The organism is Bradyrhizobium stylosanthis (assembly GCF_001641335.1).
In the GTDB taxonomy this organism is placed as follows: Bacteria; Pseudomonadota; Alphaproteobacteria; order Rhizobiales; family Xanthobacteraceae; genus Bradyrhizobium; species Bradyrhizobium stylosanthis.
This window is the reverse complement of record NZ_LVEM01000001.1, coordinates 1,162,126-1,175,724: the sequence shown is the minus strand read 5'-3', so window position 1 is coordinate 1,175,724 and position 13,599 is coordinate 1,162,126. Positions and strand designations below refer to the sequence as shown.

15 protein-coding genes are annotated in these 13,599 nt (G+C 65.7%); 2 read left to right on the top strand and 13 right to left on the bottom strand.

The features are described from left to right. Positions 1–6 precede the first annotated feature (6 nt). Both secD and yajC read right to left on the bottom strand, forming a co-directional pair. Positions 7–1,611, bottom strand: coding sequence for a protein translocase subunit SecD (secD, locus tag A7X65_RS05820; protein WP_063683330.1), 1,605 nt, complete (start codon positions 1,609–1,611; stop codon positions 7–9). A gap of 47 nt (positions 1,612–1,658) precedes the next feature. Next, positions 1,659–2,036 (bottom strand): preprotein translocase subunit YajC, encoded by a 378-nt coding sequence (gene yajC / locus A7X65_RS05815; protein ID WP_027546603.1) that lies wholly within the window; start codon positions 2,034–2,036, stop codon positions 1,659–1,661. Positions 2,037–2,216: 180 nt separating this feature from the next. On the opposite strand from yajC, the gene A7X65_RS05810 reads away from it, so the two are divergent. Further along, positions 2,217–3,221 carry an ATP-binding protein gene (locus A7X65_RS05810; protein ID WP_063683329.1) on the top strand — a complete coding sequence of 335 codons (1,005 nt, stop codon included), beginning with the start codon at positions 2,217–2,219 and terminating at the stop codon, positions 3,219–3,221. A 161-nt stretch (positions 3,222–3,382) separates the two neighbouring features. Here A7X65_RS05810 and A7X65_RS05805 read toward each other — a convergent pair whose 3' ends face one another. Then, positions 3,383–4,774, bottom strand: a complete 1,392-nt coding sequence (locus A7X65_RS05805; protein ID WP_063683328.1) for a LysM peptidoglycan-binding domain-containing M23 family metallopeptidase — start codon at positions 4,772–4,774, stop codon at positions 3,383–3,385. Positions 4,775–4,883: 109 nt separating this feature from the next. Beyond that, complete coding sequence (locus A7X65_RS05800) at positions 4,884–5,534, bottom strand: protein-L-isoaspartate(D-aspartate) O-methyltransferase (RefSeq protein WP_145665700.1); 651 nt, start codon at positions 5,532–5,534, stop codon at positions 4,884–4,886. A 241-nt stretch (positions 5,535–5,775) separates the two neighbouring features. On the opposite strand from A7X65_RS05800, the gene A7X65_RS05795 reads away from it, so the two are divergent. Next, entirely contained in the window at positions 5,776–6,147 is a 372-nt protein-coding gene (locus tag A7X65_RS05795) for a response regulator (RefSeq protein WP_063683327.1), read from the top strand. A gap of 23 nt (positions 6,148–6,170) precedes the next feature. Here the strand turns inward: A7X65_RS05795 and surE are convergent, their stop codons facing one another. From surE to nagZ, 9 genes are all read right to left on the bottom strand, one after another. Further along, the gene (gene surE / locus A7X65_RS05790) at positions 6,171–6,938 is read right to left on the bottom strand and encodes a 5'/3'-nucleotidase SurE (protein ID WP_063683326.1); all 768 of its coding nucleotides are present in this window, start codon (positions 6,936–6,938) and stop codon (positions 6,171–6,173) included. A gap of 111 nt (positions 6,939–7,049) precedes the next feature. Beyond that, positions 7,050–7,412: a hypothetical protein gene (locus tag A7X65_RS05785; RefSeq protein ID WP_063683325.1), complete on the bottom strand. Its 363-nt coding sequence runs from the start codon at positions 7,410–7,412 to the stop codon at positions 7,050–7,052. 150 nt (positions 7,413–7,562) lie between these two features. Beyond that, entirely contained in the window at positions 7,563–8,894 is a 1,332-nt protein-coding gene (serS, locus tag A7X65_RS05780; protein ID WP_063683324.1) for a serine--tRNA ligase, read from the bottom strand. A 137-nt stretch (positions 8,895–9,031) separates the two neighbouring features. Beyond that, positions 9,032–9,844: a twin-arginine translocase subunit TatC gene (tatC, locus tag A7X65_RS05775; RefSeq protein WP_063683323.1), complete on the bottom strand. Its 813-nt coding sequence runs from the start codon at positions 9,842–9,844 to the stop codon at positions 9,032–9,034. Next, a complete protein-coding gene (gene tatB, locus A7X65_RS05770; RefSeq protein ID WP_063683322.1) occupies positions 9,841–10,410 on the bottom strand; it encodes a Sec-independent protein translocase protein TatB in 570 nt (189 codons plus the stop codon). The genes tatC and tatB overlap by 4 nt, the downstream gene beginning before the upstream one ends. An 89-nt stretch (positions 10,411–10,499) precedes the next feature. Next, on the bottom strand, positions 10,500–10,736 hold the full coding sequence (locus A7X65_RS05765) for a twin-arginine translocase TatA/TatE family subunit (RefSeq protein ID WP_008134998.1): 237 nt from the start codon (positions 10,734–10,736) through the stop codon (positions 10,500–10,502). A 166-nt stretch (positions 10,737–10,902) separates the two neighbouring features. Beyond that, on the bottom strand, positions 10,903–11,679 hold the full coding sequence (gene scpB, locus A7X65_RS05760) for an SMC-Scp complex subunit ScpB (protein WP_063683321.1): 777 nt from the start codon (positions 11,677–11,679) through the stop codon (positions 10,903–10,905). 21 nt (positions 11,680–11,700) lie between these two features. Continuing rightward, positions 11,701–12,540, bottom strand: a complete 840-nt coding sequence (locus tag A7X65_RS05755; protein WP_063683320.1) for a segregation and condensation protein A — start codon at positions 12,538–12,540, stop codon at positions 11,701–11,703. Beyond that, positions 12,537–13,565, bottom strand: a complete 1,029-nt coding sequence (gene nagZ / locus A7X65_RS05750) for a beta-N-acetylhexosaminidase (protein WP_063683319.1) — start codon at positions 13,563–13,565, stop codon at positions 12,537–12,539. Before nagZ ends, A7X65_RS05755 begins: the two co-directional genes overlap by 4 nt. Positions 13,566–13,599 lie beyond the last annotated feature (34 nt).

Below are 13,599 nucleotides of genomic sequence, written 5' to 3'. Positions count from 1 at the left end.
AGGCTCCTAGATCGGCACGCTCTGCGGCCGCTTCCACCGCACCCACCCGGCGACGATCAGCCGCGTCAGAGTGAAGGCGGTGAACACCGTGGTGATGATGCCGATACCGAGCGTCACGGCGAAGCCGCGCACCGGGCCGGTGCCGATGTAGAACAGCACCGCGGCGGCAATGAAGGTGGTGATGTTGGAATCGAGGATGGTGGCGAGCGCCCGCTTGAACCCGGCGTCGATCGCCGAGATCGCGTTGCGGCCGCCGCGCAGCTCCTCGCGGATGCGCTCGTAGATCAGCACGTTGGAGTCGACCGCGATGCCGACGGTGAGCACGATGCCGGCGATACCTGGCAGCGTCAGCGTGGCGCTTAGCAGCGACAGCAGGCCGAAGATCATGGCGACGTTGATGGTCACCGCGATGTTCGCGAACACGCCGAACAGGCGGTAGGTCAGCAGCATGAACACGATGACCAGGATCGAGCCGACATAGGCCGCAAGCTCGCCCTTCTCGATCGAGTCCTGGCCGAGGCCCGGACCGACGGTGCGTTCCTCGACCACCGTGAGCGGCGCCGGCAGCGCGCCGGCGCGCAAGAGGATGGCAAGGTCGTTGGCCGATTGCACCGTGAAATTGCCGGAGATCTGGCCCTGACCGCCCGTGATGGGCTCGCGGATGACGGGTGCCGAGATCACCTTGTTGTCGAGCACGATTGCGAAGGGCAGACCCACGTTTTCCTGTGTGGCCTGCGAGAACTTGCGCGCGCCCGAGGTGTTGAACTTGAAGCTGACGACCGGCTCACCCGTGCGCTGGTCGAAGCTCGCCTGCGCGTCGGTCAAATCGCCGCCGGCCACCAGCACCTGCTTCTTGACCACATAGGGCGTCGGAGGCGGCGATGCGCTCATCAACAGCTCGGATTCCGGCGGCAACCTGCCCTGCTGCGCCTGATCCGGCGGCACGGACGTGTCGACCATGCGGAATTCCATCTTCGCGGTCTTGCCCAGCAGCTCCTTCAGGCGGGTCGGGTCCTGGAGGCCGGGGACCTGCACCAGGATGCGGTCGTTGCCCTGGCGCTGGATGACGGGCTCGACGGTGCCGAGCTCGTTGACGCGGCGCTCGACGATCTGGATCGATTGCTCGATGGTCTTGCGCATGCGGTCGAGCATCGCGGCCTGCGGGATGGTCAGGCGGATCACACCGCCGCCGGCGTCAGCCACTTCGAGGTCGCGCTGTCCGCTCGATCCCATCAGGCCGCCCAGCGGCTGGGCGAGCTCGCGCAGCTTGGCGAGCGCCGGCTGCACGTCGGTGTCCTTGGTGATGCGAACCTCGGCCGCGTCGTTGCGCACGGTCACGCCGCCCGTGAATCCGATCTTGGCATCGCGCAGCGTCCGGCGAACGTCGTCGCGGACCTGGTCCAGCCGCTCCTTCTTCACGTAGTTCGAATCGACCTCGAGCAGCAGATAGGAGCCGCCCTGAAGGTCGAGGCCGAGCACGATCCGGCGCTGCGCCCAGGCGGGCCAGGTCTTGACCGTCGCCTCGGGGAAGAAGTTCGGAACCGCGAAGAGGCACACGATCAGCGCCGTCAGGATGATCCCGAGCGCCCTCCACCGCGTGAAATACAACATCGATTGGACCTGTCAGATCAGGAGACTTGAGGAAGCCGCGGAAGCGCTCACTTCGACGCGGCGTCGTCCTTGGCGGATTCCTTCGCGCTATCCTTGGATTCCTTCGCCGGCTCGCCCTTGGCGCGCACGCCCGAAATCATCTGGCGCATCTGGCGCACGCGCACGCCGTCGGAAATCTCGAACTCGATCTGGTCGTCGTCGACGACCTTGGTGACCTTGCCGACGAGGCCGCCCGAGGTCACGACGGTGTCGCCGCGGCGGATGTTCTTCACGAGGTCGGCGTGGTCGCGGACCTTCTTCTGCTGCGGACGCAGAATCAGGAAGTACATGATCACGAAGATCAGGGCGAACGGCAGCAGCGACATCAACATGCTGTTGGTGTCACCGGCGCCCGCAGCCTGGGCATACGCAGGGGTAATCAACATTCGGACGATCCTCGTGAGAACGGGGGAAAGCCGGTCAGGCCCTCAAGGCGACCGGTTCGGTCAAATTCGCGCGGACTATAGCGGCCATTGCCCCAATTGCAACGCTGCCAGACCGTCGATTTGGCCACCTTGCGGCGCGCCGTCAGGCCCGATAAGGCTGCATTCTCAGGAACTTCGGACATGCCCAAAAACCTTAGCAAAAGCCCGGCCGGCAAAGGCCCCCGTACCCCTGCCAGGAAGCCCGCCGCCGTCGCGGCAAAACGCCCCACGGCGGCCCGAAGGGTCGCCTCCAAGGCAGATTCCAAGCCATCCCCGGACCTCTCCCAGGAGCGCCTCGTCCGCGCGCTGGAGAGCATTGCGGCGCACCTCGCCGCCCAGGGCAAGCCCGCCGTCGAGCGCGAAACGTTCGCGCGGGCCGACGCCTATGTCTGGCACCCCGACGGCCGCCTCTCGGCCGTGCCGCGGGTCAGCCGCGTCGAGCTGTTCCTGCTCAAGGGCGTCGACCGGATGCGCGACATCCTGATGGAGAACACCGAGCGCTTCGCGGGCGGCCTGCCCGCCAACAACGCCCTGCTCTGGGGTGCGCGCGGCATGGGCAAGTCGTCCCTCGTCAAAGCAGCGCATGCCAGCATCAATGCCGACCGCAAGGCGGCCGACCGGCTGAAGCTGATCGAGATCCACCGCGAGGACATCGAGACGCTGCCGATGCTGATGGAGAAGCTGCGCGACGCCGATTTCCGCTTCATCGTCTTCATCGACGACCTCTCCTTCGACGGCAATGACGCGTCCTACAAGTCGCTCAAGGCCGTGCTCGAAGGCGGCATCGAAGGCCGGCCCGAGAATGTCATCCTCTACGCCACCTCGAACCGCCGCCATCTCCTGGCGCGCGACATGATCGAGAACGAGCGCTCGACCGCGATCAATCCCGGCGAAGCGGTCGAGGAGAAGGTCTCGCTGTCGGATCGTTTCGGCCTCTGGCTCGGCTTCCACCGTTGCAGCCAGGACGAATATCTCGCCATGGTGCGCGGCTATTGCAGCCATTTCGGCATCAAGGTCGATGACGAGGCGCTGGAACGCGAGGCGCTGGAATGGTCGACCACGCGCGGCTCCCGCTCGGGCCGCGTCGCCTGGCAGTTCGTGCAGGAGCTGGCGGGACGGCTCGGCGTGAAGCTGACGGCGAAGTAATTAGTCGAAAGCTATCGCCCAGCACACCACTGTCATTCCCCGCGCAGGCGGGGAATCCGGTACGCCGCGGCTTATCGGCTCAAATAACGAATGTCTCTGGAATACTGGATCGCCCGGTCAGGCCGGGCGATGACAGTTTTCGTGCGGAGGCTATTTAGACCTCACGCCCCGTTCAGGAATTGAAGCGGGTCAACCGGGCTCGATCCCTTGCGGATCTCGAAGTGGAGCTGCGGCGACGCCACCTCCCCGGATTGACCCGACTTGGCAATGACCTGACCGCGCTTGATGGTATCGCCGCGCTTCACCAACAGCTCACTCGCATGGGCATATGCGGTGACGTAGCCGTTGGAGTGCCGAACCAGGACCAGATTGCCGTATCCTTTCAGCTCGTTGCCGGAATAGGCAACGACGCCGTCTTCAGCCGCCTTGACCGGCGTCCCCTCGGGCACCGCGAGATTGATGCCGTCGTTGGACTTGCCGTTGGTCTTGGCGCCGTAGCTGGTGACCACCTTGCCGCGCACCGGCCAGCGGAAGGTCGGGAGCGCACTGGTGGTTTCCGCAGCCTTCGCCGGAGCTTCAGCAGCGGGCTTCTCTTCGACATTGGCCGTGGCCTGGGCGAGGCGCGCGCTCTGTACCGGCGCGGCGACAGCGGCCATCTTGGTGGCGGGCGCAGGAGCGGCCGCAACCGGCTGGAGTGTACCGGCAACCGGGGCAGCACCGACCGGAGCCGCCGCAACCGGCGCCGCGAGGACAGCGGTCTTGGCGCCAGGCACGGTCAGCTTGGTGCCGAGCTTGAGCTTGGCCGACGGCTCGATGCCATTGGCGCGGGCGAGCTCGGCGGCCGAGATATGGTTCTTGCGGGCGATGCTGGCGAGCGTATCGCCACGGTTGACGAAGTGGGTGCTGGACGGTGCGGCAATGGCCGCCACCGGCTTCACAGGGGCAGCTGCCGCGACCGGAGCCATCGCGGGCGCTGGTGCAGCGGCCGTGGCCGGATGCGGGATGATCAGTTGCTGGCCGGGCGAGAGCGCGCGAGGGCCCTTGTAGCCATTGGCAGCGAGGATCGCCTGTGGGGTGACGTGATAGCGCTTGGCGAGCACGTCGAGCGTGTCGCTGGTGCCGACGATGATCTTGGTTCCACCGGCCGGCTGGGCGGCCGCGACGGAGCGCGGCGGCACGGTGGCCGTGGTCTCGAGGTGCGGCTGCGTCGGGGGCGCATAGGAGCTGACGCCGCGCCCGCCACCGGACACGCCACCGCCTCCCGCAACCGGAAGGGTTTGCGGCGCAGACACCGCCGGCGGCGGCAAGGGCTGCGACTGGTAGTAACCGGGCTGCGTCTGCGGCCGCGAATATTGCGGCAGCTCACGCTGCTGCTGCGGCGGCGCCTGCTGCACCGAACCGGTCTGGTCGGACGCGAAGGGGTTGGAGAAGTTCGATTGGGACAGCCGCGACGACATGTCGGCGCTGCACCCTGCGAAACTGAAGGAGATCAGCGCCAGTACCGCGACCTGCGGCACGCGGCGCGAGTAAAGCAACTCGGCGACGACAGACATGGTTACTCACTCGTACGCAACTGAACTGGTGTTTTAAGTAAACACGCGCCGAGTAAATAACGGCTTAACCCTCCCAATAAGATGTTGGCAGCACAGCCGATCCGGAATTCTACAGCTCCCGCGCCACGCCGGGCAGTGCGGGAACGAAGCGGACCTCCACGAGTTCCCTACGCTCGATCCCGGCTTCGGTCCGGGTCAGGCGGATCAGCGTCTGCACGCCCTGATGCGGTCCCACCGGCGCGATCAGGATGCCGCCGACCTCGAGCCGCTCGATCAGGTTCTCCGGAAGCTGCTCGACCGCGGCGGTGACGATGATGCGGTCGAACGGACCGATATTGGGCGGCAGGTTGAGACCGTCGCCGAGCATCACCTCGACATTGTGACAGCCCAGCTTTTCAAGCCTGGCGCGCGCCGTGTCTGCCAGCTTGCGATACCGCTCGACCGTCAGCACCTGGCCTGCGAGCCGCGACAGGACCGCGGCCTGGTAGCCGGAGCCGGCGCCGATCTCGAGCACGCGGTGCTGCTTCCGGAGCTGGAGCTGCTCGGTCATGTAGGCGACGACGAAGGGCTGGCTGATGGTCTGCCCGCAAGCGATCGGCAGCGCGCTGTCGCGATAGGCCCCCTCGCGATCGGCCTCGTCGACGAACTCGTCGCGCGGCACCTCCTCCATGGTCCGCAGCACCGCCTGATCGCTGATGCCTCGACGCCTCAGCGTGAGCTGAAACATCATCTTTTCCGGCGGATGCTGCGTGGGGGTCATTGCGGCCAGTATCGTCTCGTCAGGTACGGAGCCTCGCCTGCAAAGCTCAAGCGGCGGTCCCGAATCTTGTTCCTGCTCAGGAACCCATGATAGCCTTTTGCAGCGTTATTTGACCATAAATTGGCTTGCAGCGGACAGGCTGCAAAGGCCATTTTCGGCCGTCCGTTCGTCGAAACGCGCATTGCGTCGATTCGTGTTATCTGCGAACGTTTTCTGCAAATAGGGCAAGGACTCACCGACAATGACCGCGACAGGGCTTCCCGGCCGCTCTGTATTCCTCGTCGAAGACGAGGTGATGATCAGGATGATGGTCGCGGACATGCTCGAGGAGCTCGGCTACAAGGTCGCAGCCGAAGCCGGTGATATCACCGAGGCCATGCGGCTTGCCCAGGCGACCGAGTTCGACATCGCCATCCTCGACGTCAACGTCAACGGCAAGGTCATCTCGCCGGTCGCCGACGTCATCAAGGCGAAGGGCTGCCCCTTCATCTTCGCCACCGGCTACGGCTCCTCGGGCCTGCCCGAGCAGTATCGCGACCGGCCGGCACTGCAGAAGCCGTTCCAACTCGATGCGCTCGGCAAGACCATCGAAGCCGCGCTACGCGGCGGCTAGGAGACTTCCGTAGCCCGGCATCGCTATTTCAGCGTCGCGCTCAACTCTTCCGAAAACGCTTCATTGGTGCGGTCGAGCCGGAGCGGCGTCACCGAGACGTAGCGCTCGCGGAGCGCGGCGAGGTCGGTGCCCTCCGCGGGCGTATCCATCATCGCCGCGCGCTCGAATCCGATCCAGAAATAGGGATTGTTGCGGCCGTCCCTGCGCTCGTCGATCCTGAGGAAGCCGAGATTGCGCTTGCCCTGGCGCGTGACGCGAATGCCGAGCACCTCCTCCGGAGCGCAGGACGGGAAGTTGACGTTGATGACGGTGTCCTTGGGGATGCCGGCCTTGATCACCTTGCGCAGGATGTCGGGGCCGAACTTGCGCGCGGTGTCCCACGGCGGCCGCTCGCGGGTCTCGACGCTGAACTCCTGCGACAGCGCGAATGACGGCAGCCCCAGGATGGTGCCTTCCAGCGCGCCGGCGATGGTGCCGGAATAGACCACGTCCTCGGCGACGTTGCGGCCCTTGTTGACGCCGGACAGCACGATATCGGGCGGCTTGGTGCCGAGGATGTGGCGCGCACCCATGATGACGCAGTCGGTCGGGGTGCCGCGCACGGCGAAGTGCCGCGGGCCGACCTCGCGCAAGCGCAGCGGATCGTTCAGCGACAGCGAATGCGACACGCCGGACTGGTCGAGCTCGGGCGCCACCACCCAGACGTCGTCGGACAAGGCGCGCGCGATCTCCTCCACGACCTTGAGGCCGGGAGCGTGAATACCGTCGTCGTTGGTGCAAAGAATGCGCATGCGGCTGGTCGATTCCTGGAAAAGCGGGGTCCGAGCCGTCTTATCCGGCAACGGCCGATCAGGCAAACCGGGCCAATTTCGGGGCCGCCCTGGTTCCCGGGCCTCGTCGCGCTACCGGCGGACGCGCCATTGCGGCAGGAAGCGCGCAAGCCGGCCCTCGGCACGCAGCTGCATTGCCGGCGGGACCGGGCTTTCGGCGGGTGCTTCGACCACGCCGAGCGCTTCCAGCTGCGCAACGATCGGATCGGGCGCCGCTTCCTGCGGAAAGCGTTCGCGGGCGACGGTCACCGCCTTGTCGAAATCCGCGGCGTTCACGCCGGGCTTGGCCCGCCGGCTCTGCACGAGCTGGTCGTCCCAGAGCCGCGCGATCTCGATGTCGAGCACGCCGCGCAGGCGCTGGTCGACGGCCTGGATGCCGGCACCCGTCACCGCCCATTGTCTGCCGACCCAGAAGATGTCGCGGTGCAAGGGCATGAAATCGAGGTTCGCATTGACGGGTGGCCGTCAGGATACCCGGCCGCCCGATCTTCGCCAAACGTTTCTCGCGTTTCAGATGAGCAACGCGACGCTTATTGCGACGCGTTTTCTTGACGCGAACCGGTACCCACTTCGCTCGAAAACGCTTTAGTCGCGCGAGATCACCTTCAGGCCGCCCATATAGGGCTGAAGCACGCTGGGGACTGCGATCGAGCCGTCCTCCTGCTGATATGTCTCCATCACGGCGATCAGCGCGCGGCCGACCGCGGTACCGGAGCCGTTCAGCGTGTGCACGAAGCGCGGCTTGCCGTCCGGCCCGCGCGAGCGCGCATCCATGCGGCGCGCCTGGAAGTCGCCGCAGACCGAGCAGCTCGAGATCTCGCGGAACATGCCGCCCTCGCCCTGCCCGGGCATCCAGACCTCGATGTCATAGGTTTTTTGCGACGAGAAGCCCATGTCTCCTGCGCAGAGCGTCATCACGCGGTAATGCAGGTCGAGCTTCTGCAGCACTTGCTCGGCGCAGGACAGCATCCGCTCCAGCTCGTCCTTGCTGGTCTCGGGCGTCGTGATCGAGACCAGCTCGACCTTGGTGAACTGGTGCTGGCGGATCATGCCGCGCGTGTCGCGGCCCGCGGCGCCCGCCTCGGCGCGGAAGCACGGCGTCAGCGCCGTGAGGCGCATCGGCAATTGCTTTTCGTCGAGGATGGAGTCGCGCGCGAGATTGGTGAGCGACACTTCGGCTGTCGGGATCAGGCCGAGGCGTTCGGTCTTCAGCCGCTCATGGTCCGGCGAGGCGAGCAGCTCGCCCTTGATCGCCCAGAACTGATCGTCTTCGAATTTCGGCAATTGCCCCGTGCCGAACATCACTTCGTTGCGCACCAGCAGCGGCGGGTTGATCTCGGTGTAGCCGTGCTCGGTGGTGTGCAAATCGAGCATGAACTGGCCGATCGCGCGTTCGAGCCGCGCCAGCCCCTTCTTCAGCACGACGAAGCGCGCGCCGGAGAGCTTGGCCGCCGCCTCGAAATCCATGTAGCCGAGCGCGGTGCCGAGATCGTCATGAAGCTTCGGCGCGAAGCCGTAGCTGCGCTTGTTGCCGAACACATGGTGCTGCACGTTGCCGTGCTCGTCGACGCCGTCGGGCACTTCGTCAAACGGAATGTTCGGGATCGCGGACAGTTCTTTGGTCAATTCCTCGTCGGCGGCTTTCGCCGCGGCCTCGAGCTCCGGCATCGTGGTCTTGAGCTCGGCGACTTCAGCCATCAGCTTGGTGGCGCGCGCGTCGTCCTTCGCCTTCTTGGCGTCGCCGATTTCCTTCGAGGCCGCGTTGCGCCGCGCCTGCGCCTGCTCCGAGGCCAGGATCGCCGCGCGCCGCCTCTCGTCGATCGCCAGCAGCGACGCCGACAACGGCTTCAGGCCGCGCCGGGCGAGACCGGCGTCGAAGGCTTGCGGATTGTCGCGGATCGATTTGATGTCGTGCATGGCTGTCTTCCCGTCATGGCCGGGTTCATCCCGGCCATCCACGTATCTGCCGCCTTAGATCAATTCGTGGATGCCCGGGTCAAGCCCGGGCATGACGAATCATGGGCTCAGCAGCGACATGATAGAGCGAAAGTACCCTACTCCGCCGGATTGGCCGGCGTCGTGACGTCGGTGCCGGTGGCAGCCTTTGACGCCGCCGCCTTCTTCTCCACCATCCCGACCGCGATGATCGAGCCCTCGTAGAGCGCCAGCAACGGGATCGCGAGCGAGCACTGGCTGAGCACATCGGGCGGCGTCAGCACCGCCGCAATCACGAAGGCGATCACGATGAAATAGCGGCGCTTCTCACGCAGCATCTTCGAGGTGACGATGCCGATGCGGCCGAGCAGCGTCAGGATCACCGGAAGCTGGAAGGCGATGCCGAAGGCGAAGATCAGCGACATCATCAGCGACAGATATTCGCCGACCTTGGGCAGGAGCTGGATCTGCGCGGTCTCGTCGCTGCCGGCCTGCTGCATGCCGAGCGAGAAGCGCACCAGCATCGGCAGCACCACGAAATAGACCAGCGCCGCGCCAAGCACGAAGAAGAACGGGGTTGCGACCAGATACGGCAGGAAGGCCTGCTTCTCGTGCTTGTAGAGCCCGGGCGCCACGAACTTGTAGATCTGCGTGGCAACGATCGGGAACGAGATGAAGCCCGCGCCGAACAGCGCAAGCTTGAGCTGGGTGATGAAATATTCCAGCAGCGCCGTGTAGATGAACTTGGAATTCTCTGGTCCCGCGACCCACACGAACGGCCAGACCAGCACGTTGTAGATCTGCTTGGCGAAGAAGAAGCAGAAGATGAAGGCAATGCCAAAGCCGAGCAGCGCCTTGATCAGCCGCGAGCGCAGCTCGATCAGGTGGTCCATCAGCGGGGCTTTGCTGGCCTCGATATCGGCGTCGGTCATGACGCTTTGGCGTCCTTGATCGCTTCGGATGGCGCGGTGTCCTGAGCGACAGGGTCTTGCGCAACCTTGGCCTGCTCGACCTCACGGGTGATGACGAGCGGCTCGTCCACGGCCGGATGCGCCTCGGCTTCCACGAAGGTCGCGGGCGTCGGCGGCTCAGGCGTGGTGGGAGTGACCGGCGCTTCACTTGAAGTCGCCTGCGCTTCACTCGAAGTCGCCTGCGCTTCGCTTGAAGTCGCCGGCGTTTCACTTGAAATCGCCGGCGTCTCGGCCGGTTTGTCCAGCGCATCGACGCGGAGCGCGTCGCTGACGTCCTTCTGCAGCGAGCTCAGCGGATTGAAGCCCGTGGCGGCTTCCTTGACCTCGTCGAAGCTCTTCTTGAGGTCGGCCATTTCGGCCTCGCGCATCGCTTCCTGGAACTGGCCCTGGAATTCGGCGGCCATCTTGCGGGCCTTGCCCATCCACTGTCCGACCATGCGCAGCACGCCCGGCAGCTCTTTCGGGCCGATGGCGATCAGGGCCACGACCCCGATCAGGACCAGTTCACTCCACCCGATGTCGAACATGAGGTCTTCCGTTCACGCCAGCCGGAGCCGGCCCAATCCCTTGTGCGCAGGATCGGGTCGCACCCCGCGTCTCGCGTGCTTCTTTCGGCTCAGACGGCCTTGCTGCCGACGTCGGTCCGTGCCGCGGTCGGCGCGGCATTGTGCTCGATGGACTTGGACGGCTCGGCGGGCTTGTCGGCGACCTTGTCGTCGTCCTGCATGCCCTTCTTGAACGCCTTGATGCCCTGCGCCACGTCGCCCATCAGGTCCGAAATCTTGCCGCGGCCGAACAGCAGCAGGACCACTGCGATCACCAAGATCCAGTGCCAAATGCTGAGTGAACCCATCCTGCAACCCTCCAAACACGCATGGCCGGGGACCCGGCCGATCTTCACCGAAACCTAGGCTTGGCGGGTCTCAAAAACAAGGACCAAGGCAGTGCCAATTCTCTGTTGGCACTACGTAATCTTGCTAAGTGGTAACTGGTCGCAGGGCCCGTGGACGGACGGTACATCAGTCCTCGGTGCCGCCTTCGGGGCCACCCTCGCCGCTACCCTCATTGCCGCCTTCCGGAGCCGCTTCCGAGGTCTCGGGCTCGACCGCAGGCGCGAGCGCGAGATCAAGCTCCTCGCCCGGTTCCAGCGGATCCTCGTCCTCACGCAGCGCCGGGTCGTCCGACGGCGTCGGCACGCTGAAGCCGGTCGGCAGGCGCGAATCCAGGAGGCCCGTGCCCTTCAGCTCTTCCAGGCCCGGCAAGTCGCCGAGCTGTTCCAGCGTGAACTGCGACAGGAAGTCCTCGGTGGTTCCGAAGGTCAGCGGGCGGCCCGGCGTCTTGCGGCGGCCGCGCGGCTTGATCCAGCCGGTCTCCAAGAGCACGTCGAGCGTGCCCTTCGAGGTGACGACGCCGCGGATCTCTTCGATCTCGGCACGCGTCACCGGCTGGTGATAGGCGATGATCGCCAGCACCTCGATCGCGGCGCGCGACAGGCGGCGCGTCTCGGTGCTCTCGCGCGTCATCAGCCAGGCGAGATCGCCAGCGGTGCGGAAGGTCCATTTGTTGGCGACCCGCACCAGATTGACACCACGCGAGGCGTAGTCGGCCTGCAGCTGCTCGAGCGCAGCCTTGACGTCGACGCCGTCAGGCATGCGCTTGGCCAGCGTCGCGGTGTCGAGCGGTTCATTCGAGGCAAACAGCAGCGCTTCCAGCAGCCGCAATTCCTCGGGACGTGCCTGGGCTTCGTTCTCCATCGGCTCGGCCTCTTCTACCCGCACTTCAGCCAGGCTTGCCATGGCAAATTCTCCTTCTTGCACTTAAGCGACCGGCGCGTCGGGCGCAGGAGCTGCGTCCGGAACCGGTTTAGGACGCCCCTTCCGGAAATAGATGGGCGCAAATGCCTCTTTCTGGTTCAGCTCCAGTTGCCCTTCGCGGACCAGTTCCAGCGCTGCGGCAAAGCTCGAGGCGAACACGGTGGCGCGCTGCGTCGGATCGGCGACATGCCGGACCAGGAAGTCGTCGAGAACGCCCCAATCGTCCTGCTCGGTGATGCTGCCGACCAGCCGCTCCAGCGTCGCGCGCGCTTCGGCAAGCGACCACACCGTGCGCTTGGCCAGATGCACGCTGGCCAGCACGCGCGACTGGCGCTGCGAGGCATAGGCGGTGAGCAGGTCGTACAGCGTCGCGGTGTATTTCGGATGCCTGATCTCGGCGATCTGCTCGGGCTCGCCGCGCGGGAAGATGTCGCGCAGCAATTGCTGCCTGTTCATCAGCCGGTTGGCGGCTTCGCGGATGGCTTCCAGACGACGCAGGCGATTGGCGAGCGCGGTCGCCATCTGCTCGGCGCTCGGGCCTTCCGCGCTCGGCGGCTCCGGCAGCAGCAGGCGCGACTTCAGGAAGGCGAGCCACGCCGCCATGACGAGATAGTCGGCAGCAAGCTCCAGACGGATCTTTCGCGCGGCTTCGATGAAGTGGAGATACTGGTCGGCGAGCGCCAGGATCGAGATCTTGGCGAGATCGACCTTCTGCTGCCGCGCCAGCGCGAGCAACAGGTCGAGCGGGCCTTCGTACCCCTCGACGTCCACCACCAACGCCGGCTCACCCTCGGCGAGCTCTGCGGGCCGCCCGGTTTCAAACGATAGGATTTCTGCGGTCATGCGGATGCCGTGTTTGCCCGTGCGATCAATGCGTCCAGTTCGGCGCGCGCAGCGACGCGGTCGAACGGCTGCGGGGCCTTGCGCGCCGCGAGCGCGGCGTTCGCCCGCTCCAGCGCCCTCCCCGACAGCTCAGGTGTCTGACCGGCGACCTCGCGCATCTCCTCGATGTTGCCGTTGCAATGCAGGGCCATGTCGCAGCCGGCCGCGAAGATGGCGCGGGTCCGCTCGGCAATGCTGCCTGCCAGCGCGTTCATCGACACGTCATCACTCATTAACAAACCCTGGAACCCGATTGCGCCGCGAATCACCTGAGCAATCATTGTCGCAGATGTCGTCGCCGGATGGGCGGGGTCGACCGCGCTAAACACAACATGTGCAGTCATGGCCATCGGCAAATCGGCCAGCGGCTTGAATGCGGCGAAGTCGGTGCGTTCCAGCTCGTCCTGCGGTGTGTCGACGGTCGGCAGCTTGAAATGGGTGTCGGCCGTGGCGCGGCCATGGCCGGGGATGTGCTTGAGCACCGGCAGCACGCTGCCCTGCTCGAGCCCCTCCGTCACCGCGCGAGCAATCGCCGCGACCTTGTCCGGCGAGGTGCCATAGGCCCGGTTCCCGATCACGGCGTCGGCGCCCGGCACCGGCACGTCGGCCAGCGGCAGGCAGTCCACGGTAATGCCGAGATCGGCGAGATCAGCCGCGATCAGGCGGGCGCTGAGACGCGCCGCGGTGAGCCCGAGCGCCGAATCAGTGTCGTACAAGGTCGAGAAAACGGCGCCCGGCGGATAGACCGGCCAGTGCGGCGGACCCAGCCGCTGCACCCGTCCACCCTCCTGGTCGATCAGGACAGGCGCGTCCGGAGCATTCGCAGCCGAGCGCAATTCCGCAACAAGCGCAGCAACTTGCGCCGGCGTCGCGACATTGCGCTTGAACAGGATGAAGCCCCATGGGCGTTCGGCGCGGATAAACGCCCGCTCGTCGGCGGTCAGTTCGGTTCCGGAAACGCCGGTAATGAAGGCCCGCGTGCTCATAACGGCCGATTAACCCTGCCCCGCGAGGGGGTCA